Genomic DNA, 16987 nt, shown 5'->3' with positions numbered 1-16987 from the left:
ACCGCTTATGGCGGCTTTGCGTGGGGCACCTTCGGGTGCGCCGGTTTTGCGAGCTCACCGGTCTGCTAACCCGCGTCAAAGCTGCCACCCTTGTTCGTTTAGCAGCGGATATCCGGTGGCTCAGATAAGTGAGTTCGCCATGGATAAATTGATTCCCGATCCACCTGATACCCCCTCAACCCTGACCCACCTCGAATGCCGCGTGGCCCATGCGGTCGAGCTGTTGCGTTGCGCCACCGCCACCGCCTTCGAGACCGCCGATGCCTTGCAAGGCCCGGCGCGCCATCTGGCCATGGCCTCGATGCACCTGATTACCCAGGCGCATCTGACTCTGGACCAGGTGCTCGATCAATGGCCGGTGCAGGCCGAGGAGCAACTGCCGGCCTGACAGGTTCAGGCTATATCCCGGTACTGTTCAGTTAAGTGCTTTATGTCCCCGGTGGGAGCGAGCTTGCTCGCGAAGAGGCCAGTAAAAACACTACATCTGTTGTGATGTGCTGCCGTCTTCGCTAGCAAGCTAGCTCCCACAGACGGGGTTTGGCGCAGGTCATGCAGCAATTACCCGATCTGCGAAGTCCAAGCTGCATCCCCCGTTCTGTCAGGAGAGCCCGGATGCCGCAGTCCTGCTCCATCGAAAGCGCGATCGACCATGTGCTGGCCACCTTGCCTGCGCACATTCATCTGGGCATGCCGCTGGGCCTGGGCAAACCCAATCGCTTCGTCAATGCGCTGTATGCGCGCATCCGTGACCTGCCCGAGCGGCAACTGACGATCTATACCGCCCTGAGCCTGGGCCGGCCCACGCCGGGCGAAGGCTTGCAGGCGCGCTTTCTCGAACCCTTTCTGGAGCGGGTGTTCGGTGATTACCCGGAGCTGGACTATCTGGCCGACCTGCGCCGTGACCGGCTGCCGGCCAATATCCGTGTCGAGCAGTTTTTCATGCAGCCCGGCAGCCTGCTCGACAGCCAGACGGCGCAGCAGGATTACGTCAGCAGCAACTACAGCCATGCGGCGCGGGATATCAATGCCAAGGGCCTGAACCTGATTGCGCAACTGGTGGCCCAGGACCCGCAACGGCCTGGCTGCCTGAGCCTGAGTTGCAACCCCGATGTGACCCTCGATCTGCTGCCGATGATCGCCAAACGCCGTACTGCGGGTGAAACCATCCTGGTGCTGGGTCAGGTGCATGCCGACCTGCCCTACATGCCCGGCGACTCGGAACTGGACCTGGCCGCCTTCGACCTGCTGCTCGAAGAGCCGGAAACCACCACGTTGTTCTCCACGCCGAACATGCCGGTGGGTTTTCAGGATCACTTCATCGGCCTGCACGCCAGCACCCTGGTGCGTGACGGCGGCACCTTGCAGATCGGTATCGGTTCGATGGGCGATGCGCTGACCGCCGCCCTGCTCGCCCGTCAGGCGGATAACGCCGGTTACCGACACCTGCTGGCCGACTTGAACATGAGTAACTGGCAAACCCTGATCGACCGCGAAGGCGGCACCGAGCCTTTCGCCAAGGGGCTTTACGGTTGCAGCGAGATGTTCGTCAACGGTCTGCTGGCCCTGGCCGACGCCGGCATCGTGCGGCGCAAGGTCTACGCCGACCTTGAGCAACAACGGCTTGCCGACATGGGCATGCTCGATGACAGCCATACAACCGACGGCGTGGTGCTGCATGGCGGGTTCTTTCTCGGGCCGCGCAGCTTCTATGCGCGCCTGAACGAACTGTCGGCCGAACGCCGTGCGCAGTTCAACATGAGCGCAATCAGCTTCATCAACGAGCTGTATGGCAACGAAGAACTCAAGCGCCTGCAACGCCGTGATGCACGATTCATCAACAGCGCGTTCTGCATGACCCTGCTGGGCGCGGCAGTCTCGGACCAACTGGAAGATGGCCGGGTGCTCAGCGGTGTGGGCGGGCAATACAACTTTGTCGCTCAGGCCCACGCGCTGGAAGATGCTCGCTCGATTCTGATCTTGCGCAGTTGGCGCGAGTCCGGTGGCGAGGTCAGTTCCAACCTTGTCTGGTCGTATGGGCATGCGACCATTCCCCGCCACCTGCGCGATATCGTGGTCACCGAATACGGCATCGCCGACCTGCGCGGTCAAACTGATGCCACGGTGATCGAGCGGTTGCTCAATATCTGCGATTCACGCTTCCAGCCCGGCCTGATCGAACAGGCCCAGCGGGCCGGCAAACTGCCTGAAGGCTTTGCCCTGGACCCGCGCTTCACTGACAACACACCTGAGCGGCTCAAGGCCCTGGCGGGCAGTTATCCGCAGTTGTTTGCCGAATACCCGCTGGGCAGCGACTTCGAGCCTGAAGAGCGCGACCTGCTGCGCGCCCTGAACTGGCTCAAGAGCAAATTCAAACTGAGCGAAATCCTGCAACTGGGCAAGGCTGCGCTGGATGCACCCGAGCCAGAGGCATTTGCTGTGCATCTGCAACGCATGGGCCTAGACCAGCCCGACGGGCTGCTTGAAGAGCTGTATCAGCGGCTGCTACTGGCGGGGTTGCATAACACCCTGGAACGCATTTGACCTTGTGAGCAGCTTCAACTGCGAAGCTTTCCCGGCTAAAGCCGGTCCTACGGGCTTCGTGTTTGCTGCGCGACAGCGCGGCGCCGAGGCGGCGGGCGATCGCCTACAACCCGGACATCTTCTGGATCGCGGCTTTGAGCTCGTCGTCGGTGCAATCGGCACAGGTGCCTTTGGCGGGCATGCTGTTGACCCCGCTGATGGCCTTGGCCAGCAAACCATCAAGGCCGCCCTGCTCGTCGGCGCGTTTTTTCCAGGCGGCGGTGTCGCCAATTTTCGGCGCATCCAGCAGGCCGATGGTGTGGCAGGCGGTGCAGTGTTTGGCGATGACGTCGTCTGCCGACTTGCCCGCACCGCCGCTCGCCGCCGCGATCACGTTCACGCCCACGCCCACGCATTGCTGGCCCTGCACGCAAACCTTGCCGACCGGCTCCAGCCGTTTGGCGATCTCTTCGTTGGATGCCGCCTGCAGGCCGATGGGCGCCAGGCTCAGCACAGTGGCCAGTACCAGGCCGATTGTTGTCAGGTTCACGCGTTCACCCTCATGGTGGCAGGTCAGGCTCGCCATTACGGTTAACGGCTGTGCGAGCAGGCGAAAAGTATAACGACGCGCCTGTTCGCCTGAAACGCCCCTACATCGCGAAGGGGTATTACCATTGTCTTAGGTCAATAAACCGGCAAGCCCCCGATAAACGGGGCTCGCAGAGGTGTTATCAAAAATTGGCGGGGGTGGCTGCGCTGATTAGTCGCGCCGGTTCATCGAAGGGATTGCGGAAGCGGTGCGCGCGGGTGCTCTCGAAGTAATAGCTGTCGCCGACTTCCAGCAGGTAGGTGTCGTTGCCGACGATCAGCTCCAGGCGGCCTTCGATGAGGATGCCGGTCTCTTCGCCTTCGTGAACCAGCATTTCTTCGCCAGTGTCGGCGCCGGGCGGATAGGTTTCGGTCAGGAAGGCGATGGCCCGGCCCTGATGCGACTTGCCCACCAGTTTCATGGTCACCGCGCCGTCGGAGATATCCAGCAGCTCGCCGGGCTTGTACACCACTTTGCTGGTGTTCTCCGGGGCCAGCTCTTCGGAAAAGAACTCGACCATGGACATCGGAATGCCGCCGAGCACCTTGCGCAGCGAACTGATCGAGGGGCTGACGCTGTTCTTCTCGATCATGGAAATGGTGCTATTGGTCACACCCGCCCGTTTGGCCAGTTCACGCTGGGACAAGCCCTTGAGCTTACGGATGTATTGCAGTCGCTCACCGACGTCCAATTCGGCAGTCCTCCAGGTTCGGAGGCTTGGTACGAATGCGCGTCGCGGGGGATGGACAGGGACCAGGCTACCCCGCCGCCACCAGGGCATCACCCACACCGGGCAACTGCTCCGTTGCTGCACGATCTCTTCGGATCGTCTTCAATCGCAGCATGATCGACGCGCAGACAAGCTCGTACAAAGCCTGAGGTTAAAGTCGAGACCGGGGCATGATGGCAACAGCGTTTGATATTTACAACAAGCAGGCGGTTTTGCCGCCGGGGTTCAGCCTTCGCTGTACCGACGCGGGACGCGCTTGAGGTTGCAGAACAATTGGTACGGGATGGTCCCGGCGTGCGCCGCCACGGTGCTGGCCGACAGGTTTGGCCCCCAGAACTCGATGTGGCTGCCGAGCCCGGCGGCGGGCAGGTCGGTGAGCTCAACGCACAGCATGTCCATCGACACGCGGCCCACCAGGCGTGCGGCCTGGCCGTCGATGATGACCGGCGTGCCGGTCGGTGCATGGCGCGGGTAACCATCGGCATACCCCATCGCCACCACGCCAATCCGGCTCGGCCGATCAGTGATCCAGGACGCGCCATAGCCCACTGGCTCACCGGCCGGCAGCTCACGGACGCTGATGACTTTCGACTCCAGGGTCATCACCGCCTGCAACTGATCGGCCAACGGGTGTGCCTGCTCGAACGGTGTGGCGCCGTAAAGCATGATCCCCGGCCGTACCCAGTCGCTGTTGATCTGTGGCCAGCCGAGCAGTGCCGGCGAGTTGTTCAGGCTGGTCAGGGCCTTGAGTCCCTGACGAGCAGCCTCGAACACCGCCAGTTGTTCTGCGCTGCGCGGGCAGTCCAGCTCATCAGCGCGGGCGAAATGGCTCATCAAGACAATGTCGGCCACCTTGCCGCTGGCCAGCAGGCGCTGGTAGGCGGCCTGGTAATCGGCCGGGAACAAGCCGACCCGGTGCATGCCGCTGTCGAGCTTGAGCCACAGGGTCAGCGGTTTGCCCACCGCCGTGCGCTCGATAGCCTCGATCTGCCATTGCGAATGCACTACGCACCAGAAGTCATGCTCGACGATCAGGTCCAGTTCCTGCGCTTCAAAAAAACCTTCGAGCAACAGAATCGGCCCGCTGACACCGGCTGCCCGTAGCTCCAGGGCCTCTTCGATGCAGGCCACGGCAAAACCATCGGCCTCGCTCTGCAGCGCCTGGGCGACGCGCACTGCACCGTGCCCGTAGGCATCGGCCTTGATTACGGCGAGCGCTCTGGCACCAGAGTGCTGGCGGGCCAGCCGGTAGTTGTGGCGCAGGGCGTTGAGGTCAATCAGGGCACGGGCTGGACGCATGGCTCATCTTTCTTGTGGGGTGAATCGAGAAAACCGGTTTGCAGCAAATTACTGATGGGCCGGGGTCGGGTGTCCATGTCTGGCGGCTTCGGCGGCCTTGCCGTAGCGGGAAATATCCAGACCTGCGGCGCTGATCTGTGGCGTCTTGCGGGCGATCAGATCCGCCAGCAGGCGACCGGAACCGCAGGCCATGGTCCAGCCCAGCGTTCCGTGGCCGGTATTGAGGAACAGGTTGCCATACCGGGTAGCACCGACAATCGGCGTACCATCCGGGGTGGTCGGGCGCAGGCCGGTCCAGAAACTGGCCTGGCTCAGATCGCCGCCCAGAGGATAGAGATCACCGACGATCATCTCCAGTGTTTCGCGTCGGCGCGGGTTGAGCGACAGGTCAAAACCGGCAATTTCTGCCATGCCGCCAACGCGGATACGGTTGTCGAACCGGGTGATCGCAACCTTGTAGGTCTCGTCGAGAATCGTCGAGGTCGGCGCCATCTCGCCACGGGTAATCGGCACGGTCAGCGAGTAGCCCTTGAGCGGATACACCGGTGCCTTGATGCCCAGCGGCTTGAGCAACTGCGGCGAGTAGCTGCCCAGCGCCAGCACGTAACGGTCAGCGGTTTCCAGCTTGCCGTCGATCCACACACCATTGATACGGTCGCCGGCAAAGTCGATGCGCTCGATGTTCTGGCCGTAGCGGAATTCCACCCCCAGGTTTACGGCCATTTCGGCCAGGCGGGTGGTGAATAGCTGGCAGTCGCCGGTCTGATCATTGGGCAGCCGCAGCGCGCCGCTGAGTTTGCCGACCACCCCGGCCAGCGCTGGCTCGACCCGGGCGATACCGTCACGGTCAAGCAGCTCGTACGGCACACCGGACTGTTCCAGGACGGCGATGTCCTTGGCCGCGTTGTCCAGTTGCGCCTGGGTGCGGAACAACTGGGTGGTGCCCAATTGCCGTGCCTCATAGGCAATACCGGTTTCGGCACGCAGTTCATCGAGGCAGTCACGGCTGTATTCGGACAGGCGCACCATGCGCTCTTTGTTCACCGCATAGCGGCTGGCGGTGCAATTGCGCAGCATCTGCGCCATCCACAGGTACTGGTCGATTTGCGCGGTGGCCTTGATTGCCAATGGCGCGTGGCGCTCCAGCAGCCACTTGATGGCCTTGAGCGGCACACCGGGCGCTGCCCACGGCGAGGCGTAACCGGGCGAGACCTGGCCTGCATTGGCGAAGCTGGTTTCCATGGCCACTGCCGGCTGACGGTCGACCACGGTCACCTGAAAGCCTTCGCGGGCCAGATAGTAGGCACTGGTCGTACCAATCACACCACTGCCGAGAACCAGAACGCGCATGTTGATTACCTCATCGCGGATAGCCGCTGACGTTGTGCAGAATGAGTAAGAGATGTGCGCAGTATAAGAAGGTTCAGGCAGTGCTTTTCACTGTATAAAAAGCTATATTCGAGGCGTTTTCTCGGTAAACGGCGCTTAGACAGAGGGAGATTACCCATGCGCACCCAGCACCAGTCGAAGCGTGAGCTGGACAAGATCGATCGCAATATCCTGCGCATCCTGCAGGCTGATGGGCGCATCTCTTTCACGGAGCTGGGCGAACGGGTCGGGTTGTCTACCACGCCCTGCACCGAACGGGTCCGGCGTCTGGAGCGCGAAGGCATCATCATGGGCTACAACGCCCGCCTCAACCCGCAGACCCTCAAGGCCAGCCTGCTGGTGTTCGTCGAGATCAGCCTGGACTACAAGTCCGGCGACACCTTCGATGAGTTCCGCCGCGCGATCCTCAAGCTGCCCCATGTGCTGGAGTGTCACCTGGTGTCAGGGGACTTCGACTACCTGGTCAAGGCGCGCATCTCGGAGATGGCCTCGTACCGCAAGCTGCTGGGCGACATCCTGCTCAAACTCCCGCATGTGCGCGAGTCCAAGAGCTATATCGTGATGGAAGAAGTCAAAGAAAGCCTCAGCCTGCCGATTGCGGATTGACCCCATACCCCGTAGGACCGGCTTTAGCCGGGAAGGCAGCCCGTAGGAGCTGCTTTAGCGGCGAAGGCAGCCGCTATAGCTTCGCCGCTAAAGCGGCTCCTACGGGGTAATTCGGGCTCAGACGAGCACCTGACGGTTGGCCGCCATCCAGGCATGAATCTGTTTTTCGGTCTGTGGGTGGATCATTTCCACCGGGCGTTGGCCATTGGGGCATGGCAGGCGCGGTGTGGTGCCGAACAGCCGGCAGATCAGCGGACGCTCGTCGTACACGGTGCAGCCATCGGGCCCCAGGTGCACGCAGTTCAGCTCATCGAGCGCAGCCTGTTGCTCGGCAGCGCTTTTGCGCGGCAGGCGGGACATTTCTTCCGGCGAGGTGGTTACCGGCCCACAACAGTCATGACAACCGGGTATACAGTCGAAGGAAGGAATCTGGCGCCGTAGGGTACGGATTTTTTCACGGTTACAGCTCATCAACTCTGTTCTCTGACATAACGCGGCGATTGTGCCGCAGTTGGCAGGCACTGGACACCGTCTTATCCTCGTCGCTGTCTGCGAATTCACCAGGAAGCCCCATGACCCAGCACGCCAACTCTTACTACAACGCCAGCAGCCATCCACAGCCGGACTACCCAAGGCTGCAAGGTGAACTGAAGGTCGATGTATGCGTGGTCGGTGGTGGGTTTTCGGGGCTTAATACCGCCATCGAGCTGGCCGAACGGGGCTTGAGTGTGGCGTTGCTGGAAGCACGAAAAATCGGCTGGGGCGCCAGCGGGCGCAATGGCGGGCAGTTGATTCGCGGTGTCGGCCATGGTCTTGAGCAGTTCACGTCGGTGATCGGCAGCGAAGGTGTGCACCAGCTCAAGCTGCTGGGCTTTGAAGCTGTGGAAATCGTCCGTCAGCGTATCGAGCGGCACAACATCCAGTGCGATCTGAAGTGGGGCTATTGCGACCTGGCCAACAAGCCCGCCGACCTGCAAGGCTTTGCCGAAGACCTCGAAGAGCTGCGCAGCCTGGGCTACCGCCATGAACTGCAACTGCTGCAACCGGGGCAGATGCGCAGCGTGGTGGGTTCTGATCAGTACGTCGGTGGTTTGATCGACATGGGCTCGGGGCACCTGCACCCGCTCAATCTGGCGCTGGGTGAAGCCGCTGTGGCGCAGTCTCTGGGCGTGCAGCTGTTCGAGCAGTCACAGGTCACGCGTATCGACTACGGCCCGCAGGTCAAGGTCCACACCGCTCAGGGCCAGGTGCAGGCACAGTTTCTGGTGCTGGGCTGCAACGCTTACCTCAATGACTTGAACCCGGAGCTGGGCGGCAAGGTGTTACCTGCCGGCAGCTACATCATCGCCACCGAACCGCTGAGTGAAGAACAGGCTCGTCAGTTGCTGCCGCAAGACATGGCGGTGTGTGACCAGCGGGTGGCGCTGGACTATTACCGGCTGTCCGCCGACCGCCGCCTGCTGTTCGGCGGCGCCTGTCATTACTCAGGCCGTGACCCGCAGGACATCGCGGGCTACATGCGCCCCAAGATGCTCAAGGTGTTCCCGCAACTGGCCAATGTCCGCATTGATTATCAATGGGGCGGGATGATCGGCATCGGCGCCAACCGCCTGCCGCAGATCGGCCGCCTCAAACAGCACCCCAATGTGTTTTATGCCCAGGCCTATTCCGGTCACGGCCTCAACGCCACGCACCTGGCCGGCCGGCTATTGGCCGAAGCCATCGCCGGCCAGCACAGTGCGGGCTTTGAACTGTTCGCCAAAGTGCCGCATATCACCTTCCCTGGCGGCAAACACTTGCGTTCGCCGCTGCTGGCGCTGGGCATGCTCTGGCATCGGCTCAAAGAGTTGGTCTGACGGGCAGTCAGGCGCGCCAGAACGGTTTGCCGGCTTCGATACACGCCTGGGAATAGTCCAGACCGATGTCGCGCAGTTCGTCATCGGTGAGTTCCAGCAGCGCGCGGCGTGAGGTCCGGCGATGACGATACAGTGCCCAGCGGCTGACCGCCGGACTTGCCTCTGTATGGGTGACAGTGCGCGAGCCGCTATTGACCTGCGGCTGCGTTTGCCGCTGGCTGCCTGGTAAAGCCGATTGCACATCTGTGAAGCTGTTCATCTTCGCTCGCTCCCTGGTGGATTGCCGTAAGCGAATGATGAGCGCAATCCGCAGGACGATACAGATTCAAAAAAAGCTTATATTTTCCATACAGAGTCCTTGTATTAGTCACTGAATGGTTTATTTTCGGCCTATCTGTATTGCTATCGCCTTTCGTTCTGCCGGGAGTACGCCATGACCCTGTACGTCAACCTTGCCGAGTTGTTGGGGACGCGCATCGAAAACGGCTTCTATCGCCCCGGCGACCGGCTGCCTTCGGTGCGTGCCTTGAGCATCGAGCACGGGGTGAGCCTGAGCACCGTGCAGCAAGCTTATCGGGTGCTGGAAGACAGCGGCCTGGCGACGCCGAAGCCCAAGTCTGGCTATTTCGTGCCCATCAGCCGCAAGGCACCGGCGCTGCCGGTGGTGGGGCGGCCGGTGCAGCGGCCTGTGGATATCTCCCAGTGGGAGCAGGTGCTGGACATGATCCGGGTGTCGCCCGCCGAGGGTTTGACCCAGCTGGGGCGTGGCATGCCGGACGTCAACAGCCCGACCCTCAAGCCGTTGCTGCGTGCCATGGGCCAGCTCAGCCGCCATCAGGACATGCCCGGTCTGTACTACGACAACATCCTCGGTGTGCAGGCGCTGCGCGAGCAGATTGCCCGGCTGTTGCTCGACTCCGGCTGCCAGTTGAATGCCAGCGACCTGCTGATCACCAGTGGCTGCCATGAAGCGCTGAGCGCCTGCATCCGTGCGTTGTGCGCGCCCGGTGATATCGTCGCGGTGGACTCGCCGAGCTTTTTCGGTGTCATGCAGACCCTCAAGGGGCTGGGCATGAAGGCGCTGGAGATCCCCACTGATCCATTGACCGGCATCAGCCTCGAAGCCCTGGAGCTGGCCCTGGAGCAATGGCCGATCAAGGCCATCCAGTTAACGCCCAGTTGCAATAATCCGCTGGGCTACGTGATGCCCGAGGAGCGCAAGCGCGCGTTGCTGCGCCTGGCCCAGCGCTTCGACGTGCCGATCATCGAGGATGACGTGTACGGCGACCTGGCCTTCAGCTATCCACGCCCGCGCACCATCAAGTCATTCGACGAAGACGGCCGCGTGCTGCTGTGCAGCTCATTCTCCAAAACCCTGGCGCCCGGCCTGCGGATTGGCTGGGTCGCGCCGGGGCGTTATCTGGAGCGGGTGCTGCACATGAAGTACATCGGCACTGGCTCCACCGCGCCGCAGCCGCAACTGGCGATCAGCGAATTCCTGCAGGGCGGGCACTTTGAACCGCACCTGCGGCGCATGCGCAGCCAGTATCAGCGCAACCGCGACCAGATGCTCGACTGGGTGCTGCGCTACTTCCCCGAAGGCACGCGCGCCAGCCGTCCACAGGGTGGTTTCATGCTGTGGGTCGAACTGGCCGAGGACTTCGATACGGTGCGCTTGAACCGCGCCCTGCTGGAGCACAAGGTCCAGATCGCCGTGGGCAGTATCTTTTCTGCCTCCGGCAAGTACCGCAATTGCCTGCGCCTGAACTTCGCCGTGCGCCCGACGCCGCGTATTGAGGCGGCGGTGCGCACGGTGGGTGAGGTGATCAAGCAATTACTGGCACAGTCCTGCTAATTTTAGCGGCATGGTGCGGTCATATCGCCAAATCGGTTCTGCGGGCAGCGCATCTTGAACAAATCATGGTTTGTGCCTTTTTTGCTGGCAGCGGCGCTGGGCCTGGGCGGCTGCGCGCAGCGCACCGTGCACGACGAACCCAGCCAGGCGTTGCCTGCTGAACAGTCGAGCTTTGGCCGCAGCATTCAGGCCCTTGCCCTGCCCCACGAAGGGCGTTCGGGCTTTCGTCTGCTGTCCAGCAGCAGCGAGGCGTTCAGCGCCCGTGCCGAGCTGATTCGCATGGCCCGCACCAGCCTGGACCTGCAGTACTACATCGTCCACGACGGCCTGAGCACCCGTGCGCTGGTCGAGGAACTGCTGCAGGCCGCCGACCGCGGCGTGCGCATTCGCATCCTGCTCGACGACACCACCAGCGACGGTCAGGACCAGACCATCGCCACCCTGGCCGCCCACCCGCACATCCAGATCCGCCTGTTCAACCCGCAAGCGCTGGGCCGCGAAACCGGCGTGACCCGCAGCGTCGGCCGGCTCATGAACCTGTCGCGCCAGCACCGGCGCATGCACAACAAACTGTGGCTGGCCGACAACAGCGTGGGCATCGTGGGCGGGCGCAATCTGGGTGACGAGTACTTCGACGCCGAGCCGAACCTGAACTTCACCGACATCGACCTGCTGGCCGCAGGACCGGTGGCGCAGCAGCTCGGGCACAGCTTCGACCAGTACTGGAACAGCACCCTGAGCAAGCCGATCAACCATTTCATGTATTTCCTGCCCGGCCACCATGACCTGAGCAAGGCCCGGCGCCGCCTGGCCACGTCTCTGGAGCAGGCGCACCAGCAGCACAAGGCGCTCTATGAGCGGCTGCTGAGCTACCGGCAACAGCCCATGCTGCCCACCTGGCTCAAGCAACTGACCTGGGCGCACAACCAGGTGCTGTGGGACGCGCCGACCAAAGTCCTTGCCCAGGGCGAACCGGATCCGCACCTGCTGCTGACGACTCAACTGGCGCCTGAACTGCGCAACGTCAAACAGGAGTTGATGCTGATCTCGGCCTATTTCGTTCCCGGCCAGGCCGGGCTGGTGTACCTCACCGGGCGCTCGGACGCCGGCGTGGCGGTCAGCCTGTTGACCAACTCGCTGCAAGCGACCGATGTGCCCGCCGTACACGGCGGCTACGCGCCGTATCGCAAGGCTTTGCTGCAGCACGGGGTGAAGTTGTTTGAAATGCGTCGCCAGCCCGGCGACCCGTCGACCTACAGCCAGTCACGGCTGTTCGCCAGGCCGTCGCTGCTGACCAGCGGCTCAGACTCCAGCCTGCACAGCAAAGCGATGATTTTCGACCGGCAGAAGCTGTTCGTCGGCTCATTCAACTTCGACCCGCGCTCGGTGTTGTGGAACACCGAAATCGGCATCCTGGTCGACAGCCCGCCGCTGGCCGAACAACTGCGTGAGCTGACCCTGGAAGGGATGTCGCCGCAGCGCAGCTACCAGGTCAGGCTGCAAAACGACGAACTGGTGTGGGTAACCGAAGACAACGGCCAGATCCACACTCTGGACAAGGAGCCGGGCGACTGGTGGCGGCGCTTCAATGCCTGGATGAGCAAGGCCATCGGCCTGGAGCGGATGCTGTAGGAGCGACCGGTTTTACTTGCCCTGTCGCGAGTAGAACTCCCTCCCACAGGTTCAGCCCAAGGCGAGAAATTTGTGTAATCCGCCTTAACTGATCGGCATTGGTCCTATGGGTTACGTGTTTGCCGTGCAATAGCGGCGCGGTTTCAGGCTTTCGCTGGCGCTGCACCAAACGCGCCCTGACGCAGCAGCAACACCACCAGCCCGAACGCGCCAGCGGCCATCAGCCACGGCAATGAGTGCCCGCTGACCCACTGGCTGCCAGCACCGGCCGCCAGCGGCCCGAGCAGGCAGCCAATGCCCCACAGCTGTGCCACGTGGGCATTGGCGCGCACCAGTGCATCGTCGCGAAAGCGCTCGCCGATCAGAATCAGCGACAGGGTGAACAACCCGCCGGCGCTGGCCCCGAACAACACCCACAGCGGCCAGATAAACACCGTATGGATAAATACCGGCACCAGCAGGCTCGACACCAGCAACATCAACGCGCAGCCGGTGAACAGGCCGCGGCGCGACAGGCGGTCGGCGAGCATGCCGATCGGCAGTTGCAGCAAGGCATCGCCCACGACCACGACGCTGACCATCATCAGCGCCACTTCGGCCGTGAAGCCCTGACGCAGGCAGTACACCGGCAGCAGGGTCAGGATCATTGCCTCGAAGGCGGCGAACAGCGACACCGCCCAGGCAATCGCCGGCAACTTGCGGCAAAAACCGATCAGGTCCTTGAAGCCGACATGGCATGCCTCGGTACTGGGGGCGCCGCCGCGGCCCAGCAACAGCAGCGGCGAGCCAAGCAGCAACACCACGCCGATCCAGAAGCCGTAGTCGGCCTCGGTGCCGATCCAGCCAAGCAGCAAAGGTCCGCTTAGCTGGCTAAGCGCGTAGGTGCAGCCATACAGGGCCACCAGCCGCCCGCGCAAGCGCTCGATCACCAACTGGTTGATCCAGCTCTCGCCCAGTACGAAGACAATGGTCAGGATCATGCCGATCATCAGGCGCAGCAGCAGCCACACCGGGTAATACGGCAACAGTGCCAGCATGCCGACCGATAAGGCGCCGGCCCACAGGCACACCCGCATCAACTGTGGCGTGCCCAGCCGGGCGGCCAGGCGGCTGGCCAGTCCCGCACCCACCAGCACGCCGATGGCCGGCATGGCGGCCATGACGCCAATGGCGAAGCTGCCATAGCCCCAGCTCTCCAGGCGCAGCGACACCAGCGGCATGCTGACGCCCACCGCCAGACCGACACTCAGCACTGAGGCCAGTACGGCGAAATAGGTACCCCAAGGCATTGCAAAGACTCCAGATCATTCAGCGGCGCGAATGATCACATGATACGGACCCGCAGGAGCGGATTTATCCGCGAAGACCACAAGGACTTCGCAGCTAAAGCGGCTCCTGCAATGCCCTGTGCGTGCTGGACGCCAGCAACAGGCACTGTATTTAAAGCTTGATCCAGGTCGATTTCAGCTCGGTGTACTTGTCGAACGCATGCAGCGACTTGTCGCGGCCGTTACCCGATTGCTTGAAACCACCGAACGGTGCGGTCATGTCGCCGCCGTCGTACTGGTTGACCCATACGCTACCGGCGCGCAGTGCCTTGGCGGTCAGGTGGGCCTTGGACAGGTCGGCGGTCCACACCGCAGCAGCCAGGCCGTACTGGGTGTCGTTGGCAATGCCGATTGCCTCCTCGGCGCTGTCGAAGGTCAGCACCGACAGCACCGGACCGAAGATTTCTTCCTGGGCGATCTTCATGGCGTTGTTCACGCCGTCGAAGATGGTCGGCTCCACGTAAGTGCCGCCGGTTTCTTCCAGAATACGTTTGCCGCCGGTGACCAGTTTGGCGCCATCGGCATGCCCTGCCTCAATGTAGGACAGCACCGTGTTCAACTGCTGGGTATCGACCAGCGCGCCGATCGTGGTGGCCGGGTCCAGCGGGTTGCCCGGTTTCCAGCCTTTGAGCGCCTCTATCACCAGCGGCAGGAACTGGTCCTTGATCGAGCGCTCGACCAGCAAGCGTGAACCGGCCGTGCAGACCTCGCCCTGGTTGAAGGCGATGGCGCTGGCGGCGGCTTCGGCAGCGGCCTGCAGGTTCGGCGCGTCGGCAAACACGATGTTCGGGCTCTTGCCGCCGGCTTCCAGCCAGACCCGCTTCATGTTCGATTCGCCGGCATAGACCATCAACTGCTTGGCAATCTTGGTCGAGCCGGTAAACACCACGGTGTCGACGTCCATGTGCAGCGCCAGTGCCTTGCCCACGGTGTGCCCATAGCCTGGCAGGACGTTGAGCACGCCCGCCGGGATACCGGCCTCGACCGCCAGTTGCGCGATGCGAATGGCCGTCAGCGGCGATTTTTCCGATGGTTTGAGCACCACCGAGTTACCGGTGGACAGCGCAGGCCCCAGTTTCCAGCAGGCCATCATCAGCGGGAAATTCCACGGCACGATGGCCGCCACCACGCCCACCGCTTCGCGGGTCACCAGGCCCAGCTGGTCATGCGGGGTGGCCGCAACCTCGTCATACAGTTTGTCGATCGCCTCGCCGCTCCAGCTCAGTGCCTGGGCAGCGCCGGGTACGTCGATTTTCAATGAATCGTTGATCGGCTTGCCCATGTCGAGGGTTTCGAGCAGTGCCAGCTCTTCGACATTCTGGCGCAGCAGGCCGGCGAAACGGATCATGGTGGCCTTGCGCTTGGCCGGTGCCATGCGCGACCAGGTGCCGGCTTCAAACACCTTGCGCGCGCTGTCGACGGCCTTTTGGGCGTCAACCTCGTCACAACTGGCAACCTTGGCCAGCAGCCGTCCATCGACCGGGCTGATACAGTCGAACGTGGCGCCGCCAGCGGCATCGGTGTACTGGCCCTGGATAAAGGCCCGGCCTTCGATCTTCAGGTCGCGGGCACGTTGTTGCCAGTCAGCAAGAGTCAGGGTGGTCATACGCATGTCCTCTTCATGGTCGATGATGGTCAGCTAGGGATAGCCGAAAATACCCACCACCCTAAACCAGCCATCAGACAAAACCAATATATTTGACAAACTGTGCTCTGGCTGTGAGTTATGTTGAATTTATTGAACGACTCTCGACAGCCAGAACCGCTCAGGCTGTACTGGCTCAAACCGGTATCATCTTTCATCACAGGGGACTTGCATGGACATTCAAAGCATCGTCGACTTCAGCGAAGCCGGCACCCAGCCTGAGCGCTACCGCCCCGCGCCGCCAAAGATCCTCAAGGGCGACCCGCAGCAGACGGTCTACAACCATTACGACAGCCCGTGCAGCCAGTTCAGCGCCGGGGTCTGGGAAGGCGAGCCGGGCCAATGGGCGGTGAGCTACACCGAGCATGAATACTGCGAGATCGTCCACGGCGTGTCTGTGCTGCGCGATGAGCAAGGGCAGGGCAAGACTTTGCGCGCCGGTGATCGCTTCGTGATTCCGGCGGGCTTCAAGGGCACCTGGGAGGTGCTGGAAAGCTGCCGCAAGATTTATGTGATCTTCGAGGCGAAAATATAATTATGTAACGCCACGCCCGACCCTCTGCGAACGATGCTGTCACCTGCATCGCCAGCCGGCCGATATGCCCCCTCTCCCTCGGCAGGCCGGCTGGTGGTGCACCCAGCCAATCTCGCAAAGGACGATGAGATGACCAACGAAGAAATCCCCCGTGAACTGCACTACCTCATCGGCACGCGCTATGTGCCAGCGCTGTGCGCCTATGTCAGCGAACTGACCGACCGCGGCCGCGTGCACGGGCCGAACGACATCACCACCCGCGAATTCGACCTGGGCCGCATCACCATCGTCATCGATCATGCGCACCGGGTCAGCGGCTTCAGCTTTGGCTGATACCCCGGTCACGAAAACGAAAAAGGCCCGTATCTCGCGATACGGGCCTTTTTCTTGGAAGCCGGATCAATTACTTGATCTTGCCTTCCTTGTAGATCACGTGCTTGCGCACAACAGGATCGTACTTCTTGATCTCGATCTTGTCGGGAGTAGTACGCTTGTTTTTGTCGGTAGTGTAAAAGTGACCAGTACCGGCGCTCGAAATCAAACGAATCAATTCACGCATGATCAGTCTCCTTAAACCTTGCCATCGCGGCGCAGATCAGCCAGAACGGCCTCAATGCCACGCTTGTCGATGATACGCATGCCCTTGGCGGAAACGCGCAGACGGACAAAACGCTTCTCGCTTTCAACCCAGAAGCGGTGATGCTGCAGGTTTGGCAGGAAACGACGACGGGTTTTGTTGTTTGCGTGGGAAATGTTATTCCCGGTTACCGGACCCTTACCGGTAACTTGACAGACTCTCGACATGCCTCAGCCCTCTAAAACCACATGCCCAACCCGGCATGGGTTGGCCGCTTATCTCTCAGTCATTTGGCGCCTGGGCGCCGCGTTTCTTCAAGGGTCTTACCGGCTACAGCAGATGAGCAAGAAACCGGGCCCTAGAAAAGAGCGCTGCTTTATACCAGAAACCCACAAGAGCAACAACAAGCAAAGCAGTTCGCCGTGG

At 62.0% G+C, this 16987-nt stretch carries 18 protein-coding genes; 8 read left to right on the top strand and 10 right to left on the bottom strand.

Going from position 1 to position 16987, the window contains the following annotated elements; all coding sequences use genetic code 11:
• Positions 1–139: 139 nt before the first annotated feature.
• Complete coding sequence (locus tag PSCI_RS08170; protein WP_045485101.1) at positions 140–388, top strand: DUF6124 family protein; 249 nt, start codon at positions 140–142, stop codon at positions 386–388.
• A gap of 224 nt (positions 389–612) precedes the next feature.
• Positions 613–2541 (top strand): acetyl-CoA hydrolase/transferase C-terminal domain-containing protein, encoded by a 1929-nt coding sequence (locus PSCI_RS08165; RefSeq protein WP_045485100.1) that lies wholly within the window; start codon positions 613–615, stop codon positions 2539–2541.
• 103 nt (positions 2542–2644) lie between these two features.
• Here PSCI_RS08165 and PSCI_RS08160 read toward each other — a convergent pair whose 3' ends face one another.
• The 4 genes from PSCI_RS08160 to dadA form a co-directional block, all read right to left on the bottom strand.
• Positions 2645–3106, bottom strand: a complete 462-nt coding sequence (locus PSCI_RS08160; RefSeq protein WP_084709894.1) for a c-type cytochrome — start codon at positions 3104–3106, stop codon at positions 2645–2647.
• A gap of 145 nt (positions 3107–3251) precedes the next feature.
• Entirely contained in the window at positions 3252–3800 is a 549-nt protein-coding gene (locus tag PSCI_RS08155; protein WP_045485099.1) for a cupin domain-containing protein, read from the bottom strand.
• A 264-nt stretch (positions 3801–4064) separates the two neighbouring features.
• Positions 4065–5138, bottom strand: coding sequence for an alanine racemase (gene alr, locus PSCI_RS08150; RefSeq protein WP_045485098.1), 1074 nt, complete (start codon positions 5136–5138; stop codon positions 4065–4067).
• A gap of 48 nt (positions 5139–5186) precedes the next feature.
• Positions 5187–6488 carry a D-amino acid dehydrogenase gene (dadA, locus tag PSCI_RS08145; protein WP_045485097.1) on the bottom strand — a complete coding sequence of 434 codons (1302 nt, stop codon included), beginning with the start codon at positions 6486–6488 and terminating at the stop codon, positions 5187–5189.
• A 156-nt stretch (positions 6489–6644) separates the two neighbouring features.
• Between dadA and PSCI_RS08140 the strand changes: the two genes are divergently transcribed.
• A complete protein-coding gene (locus tag PSCI_RS08140) occupies positions 6645–7133 on the top strand; it encodes an Lrp/AsnC ligand binding domain-containing protein (protein ID WP_045485096.1) in 489 nt (162 codons plus the stop codon).
• A 117-nt stretch (positions 7134–7250) separates the two neighbouring features.
• On the opposite strand, the gene PSCI_RS08135 is transcribed toward PSCI_RS08140, so the two are convergent.
• Complete coding sequence (locus PSCI_RS08135; protein WP_045485095.1) at positions 7251–7604, bottom strand: YkgJ family cysteine cluster protein; 354 nt, start codon at positions 7602–7604, stop codon at positions 7251–7253.
• 101 nt (positions 7605–7705) lie between these two features.
• On the opposite strand from PSCI_RS08135, the gene PSCI_RS08130 reads away from it, so the two are divergent.
• Positions 7706–8989, top strand: coding sequence for an NAD(P)/FAD-dependent oxidoreductase (locus tag PSCI_RS08130; RefSeq protein ID WP_045485093.1), 1284 nt, complete (start codon positions 7706–7708; stop codon positions 8987–8989).
• 7 nt (positions 8990–8996) lie between these two features.
• Here the strand turns inward: PSCI_RS08130 and PSCI_RS08125 are convergent, their stop codons facing one another.
• Complete coding sequence (locus PSCI_RS08125; protein WP_045485092.1) at positions 8997–9248, bottom strand: DUF1127 domain-containing protein; 252 nt, start codon at positions 9246–9248, stop codon at positions 8997–8999.
• A 174-nt stretch (positions 9249–9422) separates the two neighbouring features.
• Between PSCI_RS08125 and PSCI_RS08120 the strand changes: the two genes are divergently transcribed.
• Together PSCI_RS08120 and PSCI_RS08115 are read left to right on the top strand one after the other, a co-directional pair.
• Entirely contained in the window at positions 9423–10844 is a 1422-nt protein-coding gene (locus PSCI_RS08120; protein ID WP_045485090.1) for an aminotransferase-like domain-containing protein, read from the top strand.
• Between the two features lie 54 nt (positions 10845–10898).
• Complete coding sequence (locus PSCI_RS08115; protein WP_045485088.1) at positions 10899–12476, top strand: phospholipase D family protein; 1578 nt, start codon at positions 10899–10901, stop codon at positions 12474–12476.
• Between the two features lie 143 nt (positions 12477–12619).
• On the opposite strand, the gene PSCI_RS08110 is transcribed toward PSCI_RS08115, so the two are convergent.
• Together PSCI_RS08110 and PSCI_RS08105 are read right to left on the bottom strand one after the other, a co-directional pair.
• Positions 12620–13765: an MFS transporter gene (locus tag PSCI_RS08110; protein WP_045485086.1), complete on the bottom strand. Its 1146-nt coding sequence runs from the start codon at positions 13763–13765 to the stop codon at positions 12620–12622.
• Between the two features lie 151 nt (positions 13766–13916).
• On the bottom strand, positions 13917–15410 hold the full coding sequence (locus PSCI_RS08105) for an aldehyde dehydrogenase (protein WP_045494027.1): 1494 nt from the start codon (positions 15408–15410) through the stop codon (positions 13917–13919).
• A 211-nt stretch (positions 15411–15621) separates the two neighbouring features.
• Between PSCI_RS08105 and PSCI_RS08100 the strand changes: the two genes are divergently transcribed.
• Together PSCI_RS08100 and PSCI_RS08095 are read left to right on the top strand one after the other, a co-directional pair.
• Positions 15622–15984, top strand: a complete 363-nt coding sequence (locus PSCI_RS08100; protein ID WP_045485084.1) for a cupin domain-containing protein — start codon at positions 15622–15624, stop codon at positions 15982–15984.
• Between the two features lie 129 nt (positions 15985–16113).
• Complete coding sequence (locus tag PSCI_RS08095; protein ID WP_045485082.1) at positions 16114–16317, top strand: hypothetical protein; 204 nt, start codon at positions 16114–16116, stop codon at positions 16315–16317.
• A 70-nt stretch (positions 16318–16387) separates the two neighbouring features.
• On the opposite strand, the gene rpmG is transcribed toward PSCI_RS08095, so the two are convergent.
• Entirely contained in the window at positions 16388–16543 is a 156-nt protein-coding gene (gene rpmG / locus PSCI_RS08090) for a 50S ribosomal protein L33 (protein ID WP_003177274.1), read from the bottom strand.
• A gap of 11 nt (positions 16544–16554) precedes the next feature.
• Positions 16555–16788, bottom strand: coding sequence for a 50S ribosomal protein L28 (rpmB, locus tag PSCI_RS08085; protein WP_045485076.1), 234 nt, complete (start codon positions 16786–16788; stop codon positions 16555–16557).
• Between the last annotated feature and the right edge of the window lie 199 nt (positions 16789–16987).

Origin of the sequence: Pseudomonas sp. StFLB209 (genome assembly GCF_000829415.1) — a bacterium.
Classification (GTDB): Bacteria; Pseudomonadota; Gammaproteobacteria; order Pseudomonadales; family Pseudomonadaceae; genus Aquipseudomonas.
The sequence above is the reverse complement of the archived record's forward strand: the minus strand, read 5'-3'. Positions and strand labels throughout refer to the sequence as shown.